This is a genomic window from Pseudomonas sp. LG1D9 (assembly GCF_002949995.1).
GTDB classification, from domain to species: Bacteria; Pseudomonadota; Gammaproteobacteria; order Pseudomonadales; family Pseudomonadaceae; genus Aquipseudomonas; species Aquipseudomonas proteolytica.
In genome coordinates this window covers 3,209,901-3,229,777 of record NZ_CP026881.1, presented here as the reverse complement: position 1 = coordinate 3,229,777, position 19,877 = coordinate 3,209,901, and the positions used below count along the sequence as shown (strand labels likewise).

The following is a 19,877-nucleotide window of genomic DNA, read 5'->3' as shown; positions in this document are numbered from 1 at the left end:
CTTGGCGAAGGACTGTCGAACAAAAGTTAGAAATAGCTGAAAATTCATTAATTTTGGCAGGCAACATTAAACTTCTACCTTTTCTTGTTCGCAAAAGATCAACAATAACGATTATGCTCACCAGCCAGACCGAGTCATACACTCAGTCTTGTGTAGTTTTACTACTCGTATATACATTCGAAAGGCTGAAATGGCCGACGATTTGTAGTAAAACTACAGGACGCCGAAGCAACCTTCGGCCATCCAAGAATTTATGTCGTCTGCCCACAAGGCCAGTCGCAAACTTCAGGCAACCGATTCTGGTAGCCTTTCCGCCCTGGAGCAAGCCATGCAAGACCTCGATCCCGTCGAAACCCAGGAATGGCTGGACGCCCTGGAATCGGTTCTCGACAAAGAAGGCGAAGACCGTGCGCATTACCTGATGACCCGTATGGGCGAACTCGCGACCCGCAGCGGCTCGCAACTGCCTTACGCCATCACCACGCCATACCGCAACACCATCCCCGTTACCCACGAAGCACGCATGCCTGGCGACCTGTTCATGGAACGCCGCATTCGCTCGCTGGTACGCTGGAACGCGATGGCGATGGTTATGCGCACGAACTTGAAAGATTCTGACCTGGGCGGTCACATCTCCAGCTTCGCTTCCAGCGCAACCCTGTATGACATCGGCTTCAACTACTTCTTCCAGGCCCCGACCGACGAACACGGCGGCGACCTGATCTACTTCCAGGGCCACACCTCGCCAGGCGTCTACGCCCGTGCGTTCATGGAAGGTCGCATCACCGAAGACCAGATGAACAACTTCCGCCAGGAAGTCGACGGTGGCGGCCTGTCGTCGTACCCGCACCCTTGGCTGATGCCTGACTTCTGGCAGTTCCCGACCGTTTCCATGGGTCTGGGCCCGATCCAGGCGATTTACCAGGCACGTTTCATGAAGTACCTGGAAGCCCGTGGCTTCATCCCCGAAGGCAAGCAGAAAGTCTGGTGCTTCCTGGGCGACGGCGAGTGCGACGAGCCGGAATCCCTGGGCGCCATCTCCCTGGCCGGCCGCGAGAAGCTGGACAACCTGATCTTCGTCATCAACTGCAACCTGCAGCGCCTCGACGGCCCGGTTCGCGGCAACGGCAAGATCATCCAGGAACTCGAAGGCGTGTTCCGCGGTGCCCAATGGAACGTGACCAAAGTCATCTGGGGTCGTTTCTGGGACCCACTGCTGGCCAAGGACGTCGACGGCATCCTGCAACGTCGCATGGACGAAGTCATCGACGGCGAGTACCAGAACTACAAGGCCAAAGACGGCGCGTTCGTACGTGAACACTTCTTCAACACGCCTGAACTCAAGGCGATGGTTGCTGACCTCTCCGACGACGAGATCTGGAAACTCAACCGTGGCGGCCACGACCCGTACAAGGTCTACGCGGCGTACCACGAAGCGGTCAACCACAAAGAACAACCTACCGTCATCCTGGCCAAGACCATCAAGGGTTATGGCACCGGTGCCGGCGAAGCGAAGAACACTGCGCACAACACCAAGAAAGTCGACGTCGACAGCCTGAAGTTGTTCCGTGACCGCTTCGACATCCCGGTCAAGGATGAAGAGCTGGAGAACCTGCCGTTCTTCAAGCCAGAGCCGAACAGCGCCGAAGCCCGCTACCTCAGCGAGCGTCGCACTGCCCTGGGTGGTTTCGTGCCACAGCGCCGCGCCCAGAGCTTCAGCGTACCGACACCGGACCTCAGCACCCTCAAGGCAATCCTTGATGGTTCGGGCGACCGTGAAATCTCCACCACCATGGCCTTCGTGCGGATCCTCGCGCAGCTGGTCAAGGACAAGGAGATCGGCCCGCGCATCGTCCCGATCATCCCGGACGAAGCCCGTACCTTCGGTATGGAAGGCATGTTCCGCCAGTTGGGCATCTACTCCTCCGTCGGCCAGCTCTACGAGCCAGTCGATAAAGACCAGGTGATGTTCTACAAGGAAGACAAGAAGGGCCAGATCCTCGAAGAAGGCATCAACGAAGCGGGCGCCATGAGCTCCTTCATCGCTGCCGGTACTTCGTACTCCAGCCACAACCAGCCAATGCTGCCGTTCTACATCTTCTACTCGATGTTCGGCTTCCAGCGTATTGGCGACCTGGCTTGGGCAGCAGGCGACAGCCGTACCCGTGGCTTCCTGATCGGCGGCACCGCCGGCCGTACCACGCTCAACGGCGAAGGCCTGCAACACGAAGACGGTCACAGCCACATCCTGGCTGCCACCATCCCGAACTGCCGCACCTTTGATCCAACCTACGGCTACGAGCTGGCGGTGATCATCCAGGACGGCATGAAGAAGATGACCGAAGAGCAGCAGGACGTTTTCTACTACATCACCGTGATGAACGAGTCCTACCAGCAACCTGCCATGCCGGCCGGTGTTGAAGAAGGCATCATCAAGGGCATGTACCTGCTCGAAGAAGACACCAAGGAAGCGGCACACCACGTACAGCTGATGGGCTCCGGCACCATCCTGCGCGAAGTGCGTGAAGCGGCGAAGATCCTGCGTGAAGAGTTCAACGTCGGCGCTGACGTGTGGAGCGTTACCAGCTTCAACGAACTGCGTCGCGACGGCCTGGCCGTGGAACGCAGCAACCGCCTGCACCCAGGCCAGAAGCCTGCGCTGAGCTACGTCGAAGAGTGCCTGGCTGGCCGTAAAGGTCCGGTTATCGCCTCTACCGACTACATGAAGCTGTTTGCTGAACAAATTCGCCAGTGGGTCCCGTCCAAGGAATTCAAAGTGCTGGGCACCGACGGTTTCGGCCGCAGTGACAGCCGCAAGAAGCTGCGTCACTTCTTCGAAGTCGATCGTCACTTCGTGGTGTTGGCAGCCCTGGAAGCCTTGGCTGACCGTGGAGAGATCGAACCCAAGGTGGTGGCTGACGCCATCGTCAAGTTCGGGATCAACCCGGAAAAACGCAACCCACTGGACTGCTGAGGAAACTATCTGTGAGCGAGCTCATTCGCGTACCTGACATCGGCAGCGGTGAAGGTGAAGTAATTGAACTGTTTGTGAAGGTCGGCGACAAAGTCGAAGCCGACCAGAGCATCCTGACCCTGGAATCGGACAAGGCGAGCATGGAAATCCCTGCTCCCAAGGCCGGCGTGGTCAAGAGCCTGAAAGTGAAGCTGGGCGACCGCCTGAAAGAAGGCGACGAACTGCTGGAGCTGGAAATCGAAGGAGCCGCTGACGCGGCCCCGGCGGCGGCACCTGCTGCAGCTGCTGACCCTGCGCCGGCTGAAAAGCCCGCTGCTGCTGCCGAGGCCCCAGCGGCCCCGGCTGCTGCACCGGCAGCGGCCACCGTTCAGGACATTCACGTCCCGGACATCGGTTCGTCGGGCAAGGCCAAGATCATCGAGCTGCTGGTCAAGGTCGGCGACACCGTCGAAGCCGACCAGTCGCTGATCACCCTGGAGTCCGACAAGGCCTCCATGGAAATCCCTTCGCCGGCTGCCGGCGTGGTGGAAAGCATCGCGGTCAAGCTGGAAGACGAAGTCGGCACTGGCGACTTCATCCTCAAGCTGAAAGTCGCGGGCGGCGCAGCTCCTGCTGCAGCCCCTGCACCAGCCGCTGCTGCTCCGGCCGCCAAGGCTGAAGCTGCACCTGCCGCCGCCCCGGCTCCTGCGGCAAAAGCCGAGGCCGCTCCGGCCCCGGCTGCTGCCCCTGCGCCAAGTGGTGCCAAGGCTCATGCAGGCCCTGCCGTGCGTCAATTGGCCCGTGAATTCGGTGTCGAGTTGAGTGCTGTCAGCCCTACCGGCCCACACGGTCGCGTGCTCAAGGAAGACGTGCAGGTCTACGTCAAATCCATGATGCAAAAAGCCAAGGAAGCTCCGGCTGCCGGCGCTGCCACCGGTGGCTCAGGCATTCCGCCGATCCGCACCGTGGACTTCAGCCGCTTCGGTGAAATCGAAGAAGTGCCGATGACCCGCCTGATGCAAATCGGCGCGGCCGGTCTGCACGCCAGCTGGCTGAACATTCCGCACGTGACTCAGTTCGACCAGGCCGACATCACCGACCTGGAAGCTTTCCGCGTTGCGCAGAAAGCCGTGGCCGAGAAGGCCGGCGTGAAACTGACCGTACTGCCACTGCTGCTCAAGGCCTGTGCGCACCTGCTCAAGGAACTGCCGGACTTCAACAGTTCGCTGGCACCAAGCGGCAAAGCGATCATTCGCAAGAAGTACGTGCACATCGGCTTTGCGGTCGACACCCCGGATGGCCTGCTGGTGCCGGTCATCAAGAACGTCGACCAGAAGAGCCTGCTGCAACTTGCTGGCGAAGCCGCGGCACTGGCTGCCAAGGCCCGCGACAAGAAGCTGACTCCGGACGACATGCAAGGCGCCTGCTTCACCATCTCCAGCCTCGGGCACATTGGCGGCACTGGCTTCACGCCAATCGTCAACGCGCCGGAAGTGGCGATCCTCGGTGTTTCCAAGGCCACTATCCAGCCTGTGTGGGATGGCAAGGCCTTCCAGCCGAAGCTGATGCTGCCACTGTCGCTGTCCTACGATCACCGTGTGATCAATGGCGCGGCCGCTGCACGCTTCACCCAGCGCCTGAGCCAGTTGCTGAACGATATCCGCACCATCCTGCTGTAACCCGCAGCAGCCTCCCCCTTCATCGGGGGAGGCTGGCTGCACGATTTCCGAGCGCCACGCTCGTACCTCAACCCCGCCAATTTGGCGGGGCTTTTTTTGCCCAGCCGAATTGCCCATGCCCTTGTGTAGGAGCGAACTTGCTCGCGAAGAACTCAAGGACGCCACGCGCATTCAGGTCAGGCGCGTTGTCGTTAACGGTTTTCGCGAGCAAGTTCGCTCCTACAAAGGGCATGCAGGATAACCGTCCATCATTGCGACTGTAGAAAACCGCTGCGCGGCCGATAACCCACTTATAGCACTTAGCCTTCATCCTCTCTTGTCAGTCCGCGCTGCATGATGCAACCTTGCCGCAGACAGCAGTAAAGAGGGCGATAGCCCGGCGCGATGCGCATTTTTCCAAGCGAGTTCCCCCATGAAAAGCCAACCCGATGTCGCCCGAACGGCGGCCGAGGTCGTGACGCAATTACCGGTGCCTTCGCGCCTCGGTATGCTGCGTTTCGAACGGCTTAATGAGGCTAGCTGGGCGCTGCTGTACCTCGATCCCAATTGTGAACGCCAATTCGGCTTGCCCGCAGTAGAGCTGTGCTCGCTGCTCGGCGCCCCCTACGCCAGCCTGATGGAACCCCAGGTACGCTACCAGTTGCATGATGCGATCCAGCAGCAACTGACCGCCAGCCCCCATTACCTGGTGCGCTACACCCTGCACACCAACGACGGCCCGCTGAGCCTGCTGGAGGTGGGCGAGGCCTACAAGCAACACAATCGTCACTTGCTGCGCGGCTACCTGATGGTGGTAGACGGCTTGTTCAGCAACCTGGCACCGATGCCCGCCGCCGACCTGGAAGACCAGAACAGCCGCCTGCAGATCGCCCTGGAGCTCAACCAGCGCGCGCAACAGGAGCAGTTGCAACACCTGGAGCGGGTGCGCGCCCAGCAGGAACTGATCCTGCTGCTGGCCCGCCAGCGCTACAGCACCACCAACTCCCTGCAAGAAGCCGCCGAACTGATCACCCGCAGCGCCTGTGATATCTACCAGATCGACTGCGCCAGCATCTGGAACCTCGAAGGCCAGCAACTGGTGCCGATCTCTGCGTTTCATCGCGCCGACCAACAGCACCATATGCCGGCACCGATCGATGCCAGTGGCTTCCCGGACTACCTCGAAGCCCTGCACAGCAGCCGTGCCATCGACGCCAGCAATGCAATGCGCGACCCGCGCACCCGGGAAATGGTCGAAAGCCTGCGGCCCATGGACATCCATGCAATGCTCGACGCCAGTATCCGTGTCGATGGCCAGGTCGTGGGCGTGCTCTGCCTGGAGCAAAGCACTGGCACCCGGGATTGGCTGTCCGATGAGATCGCCTTTGCCGGCGAGCTGGCCGACCAGTTCGCCCAGGTCATCAACAACCACAATCGTCGCACCGCCACCAGCGCCCTGCACCTGTTCCAGCGCGCGGTGGAGCAAAGTGCCAATGCCTTCCTGCTGGTCAATTGCGACGGCGTGGTGGAATACGTCAACCCCAGCTTCACCGCGATCACCCAGTACAGCACCGAGGAAGTCCACGGCCATCGCCTGGCCCAGTTGCCGGCCCTGGAAAACCTCAGCGAACTGTTGTTCGACGCCCCTTCCAGCCTGGCCAAGAGCAACAGTTGGCAGGGCGAATTCAAGAGCCGGCGCAAAAACCTCGAGCCGTACTGGGGCCAGCTGTCGATTTCCAAGGTCTATGGCGACAACCGCGAACTGACCCACTACATCGGCATCTACGAAGACATCACCCAGACCAAGCTCGCCCAGCAGCGTATCGAGCGCCTGGCCTACACCGACAACCTGACCAACCTGGGCAACCGTCCGGCGTTTATCCGCAACCTCGATGAGCGCTTTGCCCGTGACAGCGACGCGCCCATCAGCCTGCTGCTGGTGGACATCGACAACTTCAAGCGGATCAATGACAGCCTCGGCCACCAGACCGGCGACAAGCTGCTGATCAGCCTGGCCCGGCGCCTGCGCAACAGCCTCAATGCCGGCGGCAGCCTGGCGCGCTTTGCCAGTAACGAATTTGCAGTGCTGCTGGATAACGCCGACCTTGAGGTCGGCCAGCAAATGGCCTCCCAGCTGTTGATGACCCTCGACAAACCGATGTTCGTCGACAACCAGTTGATCAGTGTCACCGGCTCCGTGGGCCTGGCCTGCGCGCCGCTGCATGGCCGCGACCCGCAGACCTTGATGCGCAACGCCGGCCTGGCGCTGCACAAGGCCAAGGCCAACGGCAAGCACCAGGTACAGGTGTTTACCGAGGCGCTGAATGCCGAGGCCAGTTACAAACTGTTCGTCGAAAACAACCTGCGCCGCGCCCTGACCCAGAACGAGCTGGACGTGTTCTACCAGCCCAAGCTGTGCCTGCGCAGCGGCCGCTTGCTGGGCATGGAAGCGCTGCTGCGCTGGAACCACCCGGAAAAGGGCATGATCCGTCCGGACCAGTTCATCAGCGTCGCGGAAGAGACGGGGCTGATCATCCCCATCGGTAAATGGATCGCGCGCCAGGCCTGCCGCATGAGCAAGCAGTTGAGCGCCGCCGGCATGGGCAACCTGCAGGTGGCGATCAACCTGTCGCCCAAGCAGTTTTCCGACCCGGACCTGGTGGCCTCCATCGCCAGCATCCTCAAGGAAGAACAACTGCCGGCCAATCTGCTGGAGCTGGAGCTGACCGAAGGCCTGCTGCTGGAGGCCACCGAAGATACGCGCCTGCAACTGGACCAGTTGAAGAGCTTCGGCCTGACCCTGGCCATGGATGATTTCGGCACCGGTTACTCATCCCTGAGTTACCTGAAGAAATTCCCCATCGACATCATCAAGATCGACCGCAGCTTTATCCATGAAATCCCGGACAACCAGGACGACATGGAAATCACCTCGGCGGTGATCGCCATGGCGCACAACCTCAAGCTCAAGGTGGTCGCCGAAGGCATCGAGACCGCCGAGCAGCTGGCGTTCCTGCGCCGCCATCGATGCGACGTCGGCCAGGGCTACCTGTTCGACCGGCCAATCCCCGGCTCCGAGTTGCTGGACAAGCTCAAACGCTATCCGCGCGGGCCAATCGCCTGACAGCGCTGTAACACTCGGGCACACTGGTGGTCTGAACTGTTAACTCAACCTGACGAGAGGACTGATCATGGTCTTGCGCTCGGAAATCCTGGTGAATAAAAACGTGCTGCCGACTGCCGAACAAGCCCTGCCTGGTCGTGAAACCCCGATGAACCTGCCCGAGACACACTTCGTCAACGGCAACCCGCTGCTGGGCCCGTTCATGGATGATGTGGGCTTTGCAATCTTTGGCCTGGGGTGTTTCTGGGGTGCCGAACGCAAGTTCTGGCAGCGCGATGGTGTGGTCAGCACGGTAGTCGGCTACGCCGGCGGCTTCACGCCCAACCCGACCTATGAAGAAGTCTGCTCGGGCCTGACCGGCCATAGCGAAGTGGTGCTGGTGGTGTATGACCAGGCCAAACTCAAGTACGAAGACCTGTTGAAGATGTTCTGGGAGCTGCACAACCCGACCCAGGGCATGCGCCAGGGCAATGATATTGGCAGCCAGTATCGCTCGGTGATCTACGCCACCACCCCTGAGCAACTGGACGCGGCCAAGGCCAGTGCACAGGCTTATCAGGAAGAACTGACCAAGGCCGGCCTGGGGGAAATCACCACTGAAATCGACCAGGCGCCGACGGTGTACTTCGCCGAGGCCTATCACCAGCAGTACCTGGCGAAGAATCCGCAGGGTTACTGCGGGATCGGCGGGACTGGCGTGACCTGCCCGATCTGACCTCAAAAGCATCGCGGGCAAGCCCGCTCCCACATGGCCTCACATAACCCTGTGGGAGCGGGCTTGCCCGCGATAGCACTCTAAAGAGCGATGCCGTTACTCAGCAATCAGCCAATCCATCTGCCACCCACCCTGGGTCTGTCCCAGTTTCTTCGACAGCCACGGCAGCAGCTCACGCAACTCCTCCTCAAGGCCCCACGGTGGGTTGGCAATCGCCAGGCCCGAGCCGGTCAGGGTGTTGGGGGTGTCCAGCGGGTGCACCAGCAATTCCACGCGCAGCAGCTTTGGCGCGCCGGTGCCGGCCAGGTCCTGATAGAAGCGGCGCAGCATGCGCTGGTCCTTCACCGGGTACCAGATCGCGGCGACCGTCTGGCGCATGCGGCCCACGGCTTCCTTGAGGGAGGCGGCGCAGCGCTGCATCTCATCGAGTTTTTCGAAAGGCGGGTCGATCAACATCAAGGCACGCTTTTCCGGCACTGGCAGCAAGGCCCGTGGCACATGCCAACCTTCGCCCAGATGGACCTTCACGCGGCGGTCGCCCTTCATGTTGTCCTTGAGCAGCACGCCGTCTTCCGGGTGTTTTTCGTTGAGCAGCACGCGGTCTTGCGGCCGGGTCAGGCGCCGCGCCAGTTCCGGCGAGCCTGGGTAATAGCGCAATTGGCCGTCCGGGTTCATCTCGTGCAGCACCCGCATGTAGTCAGCAGTCAGCGCAGGCAGGTCCGCCTCGCCCCACAGGCGGGCGATGCCTTCCAGGTATTCACCGGTGCGGTTGGCCTGGTCGCCTTGCAGGTCGTACAGACCGATCCCGGCGTGGGTGTCGAGATAGGCAAACGGCTGCTCCTTGCGCGACATCAGGGCGATGAGGCGGGTCAAGGTCAGGTGTTTGAAGACATCGGCGTGGTTGCCGGCGTGAAAGGCGTGACGATAATTCATGGTTGCTCCTGCGCAGGGGGCGAAGTTTACCTTTTACGCGGGCAAAGGTGCAGGGCTGCATGCCAGGCGGTGCTTATGCCGCAAACGTAGGGGCAACACCGAAAACGTTCTAGCCGGTTATGTTGGAGCGGGCTTGCCCGCGATGCAGGCTACGGGGTATTACCCATACGCTGCGGTGATGCTATCGCCGGCAAGCCAGCTCCCCCGTTATCCGGGCTGCCCATGCAATCCAAGGAGGTCAAACAGCACCATGAAAGACGCCACCCTCGCCCTGCACCATGGTTTCAAATCGGACCCGACCACCAAGGCCGTCGCCGTACCGATCTACCAGAACGTCGCTTTCGAGTTCGATAACGCCCAGCACGGCGCCGACCTGTTCAACCTCGACGTGCCGGGCAATATCTACACGCGGATCATGAACCCCACCAATGACGTGCTGGAACAGCGCATGGCGGCGCTGGAAGGCGGGATCGCGGCCCTGGCCGTGTCGGCAGGCAGCGCGGCAATCCACTATGCCATCCAGGCCCTGACCCGCGCCGGCGACAATATCGTCTCCACCCCCCAGTTGTACGGCGGCACTTACACCCTGTTCGCCCACCTGCTGCCCAGCTTCGGCGTCGACGTGCGCTTTGCCCGCGATGACTCGGCCCAAGCCATCGCCGAACTGATCGACGAAAACACCAAGCTGGTGTACTGCGAGAGTATCGGCAACCCGGCCGGCAATATCGTCGACCTGCAGGCCCTGGCCGACGCTGCCCACGCCCGCGGCGTACCGCTGATGGTGGATAACACCGTCGCCACGCCGATCCTGTGCAAGCCGATCCAGTTTGGCGCAGACATCGTCGTGCATTCCCTGACCAAATATGTCGGCGGTCATGGCAACTCCCTGGGCGGGGTGATTGTCGACAGCGGCACCTTCCCCTGGACCGACTACCCGCAGAAATTCCCTGGCCTCAACCAGCCGGAGCCGGCCTACCATGGCGTGGTCTACACCGAAAAGTTCGGCCCGGCGGCCTTTATTGCCCGGGCCCGCACCGTGCCGCTGCGCAACACCGGCGCCGCCCTGGCGCCGATGAACGCCTTCCTTCTGCTGCAGGGCCTGGAAACCCTGGCCCTGCGCATGGAGCGCCACACCGAGAACGCGCTGAAAGTCGCGCAGTTCCTGCAGGCCCACGAACAGGTGGAATGGGTCAGCTACGCCGGCCTGGCGGATCACCCGCACCATCATCTGGCGCAAAAGTACATGCAGGGCAAACCCTCGGCGATCCTCTCCTTTGGCCTCAAAGGCGGCTATGAAGCCGGGGTGCGCTTCTACGATGCGCTGCAAATCTTCAAGCGCCTGGTGAATATCGGCGATGCCAAATCCCTGGCCTGCCATCCGGCCTCCACCACTCACCGGCAGATGAATACACAAGAGCAAGCCAAGGCCGGTGTGCGTCCGGAGATGATCCGCCTGTCGGTAGGCATCGAGGCGATTGAAGACCTGCTCGATGACTTGCAGCAATCCCTGAACGCCTGATTCAACCCCCCTCGCCGGCCAGGTAGGCAACCAATGCCTGGTCCCCGGCGTAAGGCTGGCGCACAAAGTACGCGACCTTGTGCTTCAAGGTCGCGGGTGCGAAGGCGTCGTGCAGGTCGGGGTGTTCTTGGGCCAGCCATTGCAGCAGGTTGTCCACCAGGGTCACGCTGGACTGCTCGCCAAGCTGCTTGAGTAGGGTGGCCGGCACATTCCACCAGGGACTTTTCTTCGCCGCCCCCACCACCATGCCCGGCACGTGCTGAAGCTGCCCATTGATCCAGTAGCGTCGAAATACGGGAATCACCTCCCCCGCCCCAGGCCCCAGCGCTTGCAGGATCGGCAGCAGATAGCCGCCATCCCAGAAACGAAAGAACACCTCCTGCCCCTCGGACAAACGCACCTTGGTCAGGCTGGCGAGATGGTCAACCACTGTGGGCAACGGGCTGGAGGAAACACCCAGCCAGCCCCAATCGCTAGCAGTACACCGCGCCACCCAATCGAGAAACCCACTGCTTTCACTGACCAACGCCACATAGGGCATCACCTCACCCCAGGCGCCGGACTCGCTGCCGGCCCACACCGGGCTCAGCGGCCCGCCATCCGCCTGGCGCCAGGCCGCCACCGGCTGGCACTCGCTGGTGCTGGCCAGGATGACAAACACCTGCTCGCCGTCCTGCAGCGGCTCCTGGGCCAGCCATTCACGCGGGGTCATCATCGCAAGCCTCCAACCCGATGCTGTGGGGTATCACAGACACCATTCTTGCAACGCTCACATTCCTCGCAGAACGGCGCACTGCGCTTGAGGCTGAACACCTGCGCGGCACTCAACGCCGCCTGCAGGGTTTCCTGCGCGCCCGGGCGCAACGCTGATGGCGCCACGGCCGCCGCCGGCGCACCACCCAGTTGGATCGGCGTGCTACTGAAAATCCCTGCCGCCGACAGGGTGATCCATTGCCCCCCGGCCTGCAGTGTCAGGCTGGCACCGCCATCGACCACCATTTGCTGGCCCGCGCCAAGGCTGATCTGCTCGCCCGCCTGCAGCGCATAACGTGCGACGTGCACCTGCTGCTGCCCCGCGATCACCAGATGATCGTCCTGCTTCAATTCCGTCAGCCGGTTGCCGTAGGTAATCCGCTGCTCCTGGCCGTGCAATTCGTGGTGTGACTCGCCGCGCACCTGCACATGGCGCTGGTGATCCACCTGCAGGCGCAAATCATGGAGCACGTGCTGGGTCCAGTCGCGCTGGGCACGCAGGTAGATCTGCTCGGCGCCCTTGCGGTCTTCGATGCGCAGCTCGTTATAGCCGCCACCTCCCGGGCTGCTCTGGCTGCGGAAGATGCTGCGGGTCTTGTCGGCGGGCAAGTCGAGGGGCACCGGCGTCGCGCCGTTGGCCAGGCAACCCACCACCAGCGGCATGTCGATATCACCGTTGACGAAGCCCACCAGCACTTCCATGCCCACCCGCGGGATCACCACGCTGCCGTAATGCTCATGGGCCCAGGCGCTGGCGACCCGCAGCCAGCAACTGGAATGTTCGCCGGATTGGCCGTGGCGATCCCAGGCCAGTTGCACCTTGACCCGACCGAACTCGTCGCAATGGATTTCGCTGTCCGCGGGCCCTGTGACCACGGCGTTCTGATATCCGGCAAGCGGGGCCCTGGCCTCAGGCAGCGGCGGGCGAAACGGCACGTCCCAGGGCGTGGCGAAAAACTCGTTGCGGTAACCCTGCTCGTCCACCAAACCCACCGATTCCTCCAGCACTTGCGGCTGCCTGCCCTGATGGATCACCCGCGTCACCAGCCACAGGCCACTCCATTGCTGACGCGGATGATCGGCCAGCTTGAGGAACTGCCCGCTGACCAACGCCGCCTGGTCGCCCTCACCCCGTGCCTGGCGCTGATCGCTGCGGTAACGCTCCAACACCCGCTGCGCCAGGTGCTTGCCCTGCCCACGCTCGGTGAAATGCCCGGGATAGCCCTGGGCCTCCAGCGTTGGCAGTTGCTCGCCCAGGGCGGCGCTTTCCAGCACCAGGCGTGGCTTGCGAAAGTCATAGTCGCGCAGGTTGACCCCAGTGGTCCGCGCCTCCAGGCGCACGTTGAAACGTTTGATCACCGGCACCGCCGCAACCATCCCTGAGCCCGGTGCATAGCCTGTCGGCTGATCCGCCTGGGCAAACACCGTCTGGTCATCACCGAACACCAGCAGGTGGCCGTCCGGCGAATGCTGAAAGTGATAGTGAATCCCCAGTTCCGCACACAGGCGCTGGATAAACGCCAGATCGGTCTCATCGAACTGCACGCAGTATTCACGTTCGGGGTAATCCGTACCCAGGCGCCATTCAAAGGCATCGCGCTGGATGCCCTGCCCTTCAAGCACCAGGCTGACGATCTGCGGCACGGTCTTGTGCTGGAAAATACGTTGGTGGGCACTGTGCTGCAGGTACGCCAGTTGCGGTACCAGGCTCACTTGATAGCGGGTCAGGCGCCGCCCCGAGTCACCTTGCGCAACGCCCTGGATTTGCCCGTGAATGCCATGGCCCAGCGTATCGAAGGCGAGAAAGGCCTGGCGGTGCAGCAGGTCTTCCAGATCCAGGTCCGGCTGTTCGCTGACCAGTTCAATATCAAAACAGTAGGGCTGGCTGATCGCCTCCTCGCCCTTGAATGCCAGGACCTTGAGATCACTGGAGCGGCCGTCGACGGTCAGGCTAAACGCACTTTGATTGGCAGGAGCGAACATCCGGTGTTTCTCTGCAAGTGGAGGGCCTGGGATTCTGCACCAGCCATTTGCCGAGCGGCGCGGGCCGCAGGCAATTCAGTATTTCCCTACAAGGCAACCGTCACCGTCGCACCAAAAAAAAGGCCCGCATCCAGGGATGCGGGCCTTTTTCAGTTCAGCGGGCCATCAAGGCCTGGATGAACGCCTCATTTGTTGAGGTTGTAGTCTTTCTCGGCAGCGGTGAAGCGCTCGACCATACCGGCAGTCGGGGCACCCATCTTGCTCACGAAGTAGATCGCCAGGCTGGCGAAGATAAAGCCTGGGATGATTTCGTACAGACCCAGCAACTCAAAGTGTTTCCACACGATCACGGTGATCGCGCCGACCAGGATACCGGCCAGTGCGCCGTTACGGGTCATGCCTTTCCACAGGACCGAGATCAGGACCACAGGGCCGAACGCGGCGCCGAAGCCGGCCCAGGCGTAGCTCACCAGGCCCAGTACACGGTTTTCCGGGTTAGCGGCCATCGCGATAGCGATCAGCGCAACCACCAGCACCATGATGCGACCTACCCATACCAATTCAAGCTGGGAAGCGCCCTTGCGCAGGAAAGCCTTGTAGAAGTCTTCGGTCAGGGCACTGGAGCACACCAGCAACTGGCAGCTCAGGGTGCTCATCACGGCAGCCAGGATGGCCGACAGCAGCACGCCAGCGATCCATGGGTTGAAGAGCAGCTTGGCCAGTTCGATGAACACACGCTCAGGGTTTTCGGTCACTGGACCTGCAACTTCAGGGTGTGCCGAGAAGTAGGCAATACCGAAGAAGCCTACAGCCACGGTACCGGCCAGGCACAGGATCATCCAGGTCATGGAGATACGACGTGCATTGGCAATCGACTTGACCGAATCCGCCGCCATGAAACGCGCGAGGATGTGCGGCTGGCCGAAGTAGCCCAGGCCCCAGCCCATCAGCGAGATGATGCCGATGAAGGTGGTGTTTTTCAGCATGTCGAAGTTGGTTGGATCGTTCGCTTCAATAGCCAGGAACGTGGTATCGACGCCGCCGGTGGCCAGCAGCACGATGATTGGCGTGAGGATCAAGGCGAAGATCATCAGCGTGGCTTGTACGGTATCTGTCCAGCTTACTGCCAGGAAACCACCGATGAAGGTGTAGGCAATCGTCGCCGCAGCACCGGCCCACAGCGCCGTCCCGTAGGACATGCCGAAGGTGCTTTCGAACAGACGGGCACCCGCAACAATGCCGGAGGCGCAGTAGATGGTGAAGAACACCAGGATCACTACTGCCGAGATAATCCGCAGCAGGCCGCTTTTGTCTTCAAAGCGGCTGGAGAAGTAATCCGGCAGGGTCAGGGCGTCGCCGTTGTGTTCGGTCTGCACGCGCAGGCGACCGGCCACAAACAACCAGTTCAGGTAAGCACCGACGATCAGGCCGATGGCGATCCAGCTTTCCGACAGGCCCGACATGTAGATGGCACCTGGCAGGCCCATCAACAACCAGCCGCTCATATCCGAGGCGCCAGCCGAGAGTGCGGTGACGACGCTGCCGAGGCTGCGACCACCGAGGATGTAATCGGAAAGGTTATTGGTGGAGCGATAGGCCATCAGACCAATCAACACCATTGCCGCGATGTAGATCACAAATGTGATCAGGGTTGGATTACTTACGCTCATTGAGTTACGCCCTGGCTTTGTTTTTATGTAGCGGCGGTCTGTCAGCCCACCTACAAGAGAGTAGCTTGTAGACGAAACTGCATGCCGCGCATTTATGACTGACGTTTCCCCAGGAAAGCCATCAGCCGATGAACCGAACCTTGCAGTTGGTTGCACCTTGGGCGCGAATGCTATTCAACAAAGCAAATAAGGTGCAACCAGTTTCGTGAGAATAAGTTGCACCCAGTGATGATTTTCGGCAAACGGCGGTTTTTTGCTCCTTTTCGGAGCAAGAACAGCCAAATCCAGAAGTAAATGCACCAATACCAAGCCGATTCCGTCGACTGAAAATGAATTCTGACGAGCAGCGCGGATTTCGTGAAGAAAATGGGTTGCACCCGGTTGCACCTCGTACTGCGCAAAGCTAATCTTGCCGCCAGCTGATGCCACGCAGTAGTGGCACCCATGAGGATAAAAATATGGCTACGACCACCCTTGGGGTCAAACTCGATGACCCGACCCGCGAACGCCTGAAGGCCGCCGCGACCTCCATTGATCGCACGCCGCACTGGCTGATCAAGCAGGCAATTTTCAATTACCTGGAGAAACTCGAGGGTGGTGCAACCCTGACCGAGCTCAACGGTTCGGGCATCAAGGACGCAGACGACGCCGGTGAGGTGCAGAACGACCACGCCCACCAGTGCTTCCTCGAATTTGCCGAGAGCATCCTGCCGCAATCGGTGCTGCGCGCCTCGATCACTGCTGCTTACCGTCGCCCCGAGCCGGAAGTGGTACCGATGCTGATCGAGCAGGCACGCCTGCCGGCCCAGATGGCCGAAGCCACCAACAAGCTGGCCGCCTCGATTGCCGAAAAACTGCGCAACCAGAAGAGCGCCGGCGGCCGTGCCGGTATCGTCCAGGGCCTGTTGCAGGAATTCTCCCTGTCGTCCCAGGAAGGCGTGGCACTGATGTGCCTGGCCGAAGCCCTGCTGCGTATCCCCGACAAGGGCACCCGTGACGCACTGATCCGCGACAAGATCAGCACCGGCAACTGGCATCCACACCTGGGCAACAGCCCGTCGCTGTTCGTCAACGCGGCCACCTGGGGTCTGCTGCTGACCGGCAAACTGGTCGCCACCCATAACGAGGCCGGCCTGACCTCATCCCTGAGCCGCATCATCGGCAAGAGCGGCGAGCCGATGATCCGCAAGGGCGTCGACATGGCCATGCGCCTGATGGGCGAGCAGTTCGTCACCGGCGAAACCATCGCCGAAGCCCTGGCCAACGCCAGCAAGTTCGAAGCCAAGGGCTTCCGCTATTCCTACGACATGCTCGGTGAAGCCGCACTCACCGAACACGACGCCCAGAAATACCTGGCCTCGTACGAACAAGCTATTCACTCCATCGGCAAAGCCTCCCATGGCCGTGGGATTTATGAAGGCCCGGGCATCTCCATCAAGCTGTCGGCCCTGCACCCTCGCTACAGCCGCGCCCAGTACGAGCGCGTGATGGAGGAGCTGTACCCGCGCCTGCTGTCTTTGACCCTGCTGGCCAAGCAATACGACATCGGCCTGAACATCGATGCCGAAGAAGCCGACCGCCTGGAACTGTCCCTGGACCTGCTCGAGCGCCTGTGCTTCGAGCCGCAACTGACCGGCTGGAACGGCATCGGTTTCGTGATCCAGGCGTACCAGAAGCGCTGCCCGTACGTGATCGACTACGTGATCGACCTGGCGCGCCGCAGCCGTCACCGCCTGATGATCCGCCTGGTAAAAGGCGCGTACTGGGACAGCGAAATCAAGCGCGCCCAGGTCGAAGGCCTGGAAGGCTACCCGGTCTACACCCGCAAGGTGTACACCGACGTTTCCTACATTGCCTGCGCACGCAAGCTGCTGTCGGTACCGGAAGTCATCTACCCGCAGTTCGCCACGCACAACGCCCACACCTTGTCGGCCATCTACCATATTGCCGGCCAGAACTATTACCCCGGCCAGTACGAGTTCCAGTGCCTGCACGGCATGGGTGAACCGCTGTACGAACAGGTTGTAGGCAAGGTCTCCGAAGGCAAGCTGAACCGTCCGTGCCGCGTGTACGCTCCGGTCGGTACCCACGAAACACTGCTGGCCTACCTGGTGCGTCGCCTGCTAGAAAACGGCGCCAACACTTCGTTCGTCAACCGTATCGCCGACCAATCCATCTCGATCCAGGAGCTGGTGGCCGATCCAGTGGCCAGCATCGAGCAGATGGCGACGCTGGAAGGCGGCTTCGGCCTGCCGCACCCGCGTATCCCGCTGCCGCGTGACCTGTATGGCAGCGAGCGTGCCAACTCGGCCGGTATCGACCTGGCCAACGAACACCGCCTGGCGTCGCTGTCCTGCGCCTTGCTGGCCACCGCGCACAACAACTGGAAAGCCGCGCCGATGCTCGGTTGCGCCTCCAGCAATGAACCCGCTGCGCCGGTGCTGAACCCCTCCGACCTGCGTGATGTGGTCGGCCATGTCCAGGAAGCCACCGTCGAAGACGTCGACAATGCGATCCAGTGCGCCCTCAATGCCGCTCCGATCTGGCAGGCCACCCCACCGGCCGAACGCGCCGCGATCCTGGAACGTGCCGCGGACTTGATGGAAGGTGAGATCCAGCCACTGATGGGCCTGCTGGCCCGTGAAGCCGGCAAGACCTTCGCCAACGCCATCGCCGAAGTGCGTGAAGCCGTGGACTTCCTGCGTTACTACGCGGTGCAGGCGCGTAACGATTTCACCAACGACGCCCACCGCCCACTGGGCCCAGTGGTGTGCATCAGCCCGTGGAACTTCCCGCTGGCAATCTTCAGCGGCCAAGTCGCCGCTGCACTGGCCGCCGGTAACCCGGTCCTGGCCAAGCCGGCCGAACAAACCCCGCTGGTCGCCGCGCAAGCCGTGCGCCTGCTACTGGAAGCCGGTATTCCGCAAGGCGTGCTGCAACTGCTGCCGGGCCAGGGCGAAAGCGTGGGTGCCCGCCTGGTGGGTGATGATCGCGTCAAAGGCGTGATGTTCACCGGCTCCACTGAAGTGGCGCGCCTGCTGCAGCGTAACGTCGCCGGTCGCCTGGATGCCCAGGGGCGCCCGATCCCGCTGATCGCCGAAACCGGTGGCCAGAACGCGATGATCGTCGACTCCTCGGCCCTGACCGAGCAAGTGGTGATCGACGTTGTCTCCTCGGCCTTCGACAGTGCCGGCCAGCGTTGCTCGGCCCTGCGTGTACTGTGCCTGCAGGAAGATTCGGCAGACCGCGTCATCGAAATGCTCAAGGGCGCCATGGCGGAATGCCGCCTGGGGAACCCGGAGCGCCTGTCCGTGGATATCGGCCCGGTGATCGACGCCGAAGCCAAGGCTGGTATCGAGAAACACATCCAGGCCATGCGTGACAAAGGCCGCACCGTGTACCAGGTGGCGATTGCCGACAGCGAAGAAATCAAGCGCGGCACCTTCGTGATGCCAACCCTGATCGAGCTGGAAAGCTTCGACGAGCTGCAACGGGAGATCTTCGGCCCGGTACTGCACGTGGTGCGCTACAAGCGCAAGGAAATCGACCAGTTGATCGGCCAGATCAATGCCTCGGGCTACGGCCTCACGCTGGGCGTGCACACCCGTATCGACGAGACCATCGCCAAGGTGATCGACAACGTCCACGCCGGTAACGTGTACGTAAACCGCAACATCGTCGGTGCCGTGGTCGGCGTGCAGCCATTCGGCGGCGAAGGTTTGTCGGGTACCGGTCCGAAGGCCGGTGGCCCGCTGTACCTGTACCGCCTGCTGTCGACCCGTCCTACCGATGCGATCGAGCAATCCTTCGTACGCGGTGATGCACTGGCTGCGCCGGATGTGCGCCTGCGTGACGCCATGAGCCAGCCGCTGACCGCCCTGAAAACCTGGGCCGAAAGCAATAAGTTCAGCGACCTGGCCGTGCTGTGCAGCCAGTTTGCCGCGCAATCGCAAAGCGGTGTTACACGCCTGCTGGCCGGCCCGACTGGCGAGCGCAATAGCTACGCCATCCTGCCCCGCGAGCACGTACTGTGCCTGGCAGACCTGGAAGGCGATCTGCTGGCGCAACTGGCAGCCGTACTGGCGGTGGGTAGCTCGGCGGTGTGGCCGGAATCTGACCTGACCAAAGCGCTGTTCCCACGGCTGCCGAAGGAAGTTCAGGCGAAGATCCAGCGCGTGGCCGACTGGACCAAGGACGAAGTGATCTTCGATGCGGTCCTGCACCATGGCGATTCCGACCAACTGCGCGGGGTGTGCCAGCAAGTGGCCCAGCGCAGCGGCGCGATTGTCGGGGTCAACGGCTTGTCTTCGGGCGAAACCAACATTGCGCTGGAGCGCCTGGTGATCGAGCGCGCGTTGAGCGTCAACACCGCTGCGGCTGGCGGTAATGCGAGCTTGATGACGATCGGCTGATCAATGCCAAAGTGGGGCACCTGCAATGGGTGCCCCACTGCATCAAGGCTGCCTACACCGGATAACTGTTGGAGCTGGCTTACCTGCGATGGCCATAGGTATCTACACAACTTTGCCGCAACGCCTAAATTCAGGCAGATAGTGCAGTTGTGGCGAG

At 61.6% G+C, this 19,877-nt stretch carries 11 protein-coding genes; 6 read left to right on the top strand and 5 right to left on the bottom strand.

Translation table 11 applies throughout. The features are described 5' to 3' along the window. The first annotated feature begins 328 nt into the window (after nucleotides 1-328). The 4 genes from aceE (at nucleotide 329) to msrA (ending at nucleotide 8,450) form a co-directional block, all read left to right on the top strand. Nucleotides 329-2,974: a pyruvate dehydrogenase (acetyl-transferring), homodimeric type gene (gene aceE, locus C5F71_RS15230; protein WP_029299202.1), complete on the top strand. Its 2,646-nt coding sequence runs from the start codon at nucleotides 329-331 to the stop codon at nucleotides 2,972-2,974. A gap of 11 nt (nucleotides 2,975-2,985) precedes the next feature. Beyond that, nucleotides 2,986-4,632, top strand: a complete 1,647-nt coding sequence (gene aceF, locus C5F71_RS15225; RefSeq protein WP_092232975.1) for a dihydrolipoyllysine-residue acetyltransferase — start codon at nucleotides 2,986-2,988, stop codon at nucleotides 4,630-4,632. A gap of 412 nt (nucleotides 4,633-5,044) precedes the next feature. Continuing rightward, complete coding sequence (locus C5F71_RS15215; RefSeq protein ID WP_104911439.1) at nucleotides 5,045-7,735, top strand: bifunctional diguanylate cyclase/phosphodiesterase; 2,691 nt, start codon at nucleotides 5,045-5,047, stop codon at nucleotides 7,733-7,735. Nucleotides 7,736-7,802: 67 nt separating this feature from the next. Further along, complete coding sequence (msrA, locus tag C5F71_RS15210) at nucleotides 7,803-8,450, top strand: peptide-methionine (S)-S-oxide reductase MsrA (RefSeq protein WP_029299207.1); 648 nt, start codon at nucleotides 7,803-7,805, stop codon at nucleotides 8,448-8,450. 96 nt (nucleotides 8,451-8,546) lie between these two features. Here the strand turns inward: msrA and C5F71_RS15205 are convergent, their stop codons facing one another. After that, nucleotides 8,547-9,383, bottom strand: a complete 837-nt coding sequence (locus tag C5F71_RS15205) for a 23S rRNA (adenine(2030)-N(6))-methyltransferase RlmJ (protein ID WP_104911438.1) — start codon at nucleotides 9,381-9,383, stop codon at nucleotides 8,547-8,549. Nucleotides 9,384-9,633: 250 nt separating this feature from the next. Here C5F71_RS15205 and C5F71_RS15200 point away from each other — a divergent pair, with 250 nt between their 5' ends. Beyond that, nucleotides 9,634-10,902 (top strand): O-acetylhomoserine aminocarboxypropyltransferase/cysteine synthase family protein, encoded by a 1,269-nt coding sequence (locus C5F71_RS15200; RefSeq protein WP_029299210.1) that lies wholly within the window; start codon nucleotides 9,634-9,636, stop codon nucleotides 10,900-10,902. 1 nt (nucleotide 10,903) lies between these two features. On the opposite strand, the gene C5F71_RS15195 is transcribed toward C5F71_RS15200, so the two are convergent. From C5F71_RS15195 to C5F71_RS15180, 4 genes are all read right to left on the bottom strand, one after another. Then, nucleotides 10,904-11,617 carry a DUF4123 domain-containing protein gene (locus tag C5F71_RS15195; protein ID WP_104911437.1) on the bottom strand — a complete coding sequence of 238 codons (714 nt, stop codon included), beginning with the start codon at nucleotides 11,615-11,617 and terminating at the stop codon, nucleotides 10,904-10,906. Further along, the gene (gene tssI / locus C5F71_RS15190) at nucleotides 11,614-13,638 is read right to left on the bottom strand and encodes a type VI secretion system tip protein TssI/VgrG (protein WP_104911436.1); all 2,025 of its coding nucleotides are present in this window, start codon (nucleotides 13,636-13,638) and stop codon (nucleotides 11,614-11,616) included. The genes C5F71_RS15195 and tssI overlap by 4 nt, the downstream gene beginning before the upstream one ends. 185 nt (nucleotides 13,639-13,823) lie before the next feature. Further along, on the bottom strand, nucleotides 13,824-15,308 hold the full coding sequence (putP, locus tag C5F71_RS15185; protein ID WP_029299217.1) for a sodium/proline symporter PutP: 1,485 nt from the start codon (nucleotides 15,306-15,308) through the stop codon (nucleotides 13,824-13,826). A 174-nt stretch (nucleotides 15,309-15,482) separates the two neighbouring features. After that, nucleotides 15,483-15,737 carry a hypothetical protein gene (locus C5F71_RS15180; RefSeq protein ID WP_104911435.1) on the bottom strand — a complete coding sequence of 85 codons (255 nt, stop codon included), beginning with the start codon at nucleotides 15,735-15,737 and terminating at the stop codon, nucleotides 15,483-15,485. Between the two features lie 29 nt (nucleotides 15,738-15,766). Between C5F71_RS15180 and putA the strand changes: the two genes are divergently transcribed. Next, nucleotides 15,767-19,720 (top strand): trifunctional transcriptional regulator/proline dehydrogenase/L-glutamate gamma-semialdehyde dehydrogenase, encoded by a 3,954-nt coding sequence (putA, locus tag C5F71_RS15175; protein ID WP_029299219.1) that lies wholly within the window; start codon nucleotides 15,767-15,769, stop codon nucleotides 19,718-19,720. Nucleotides 19,721-19,877: the final 157 nt, after the last annotated feature.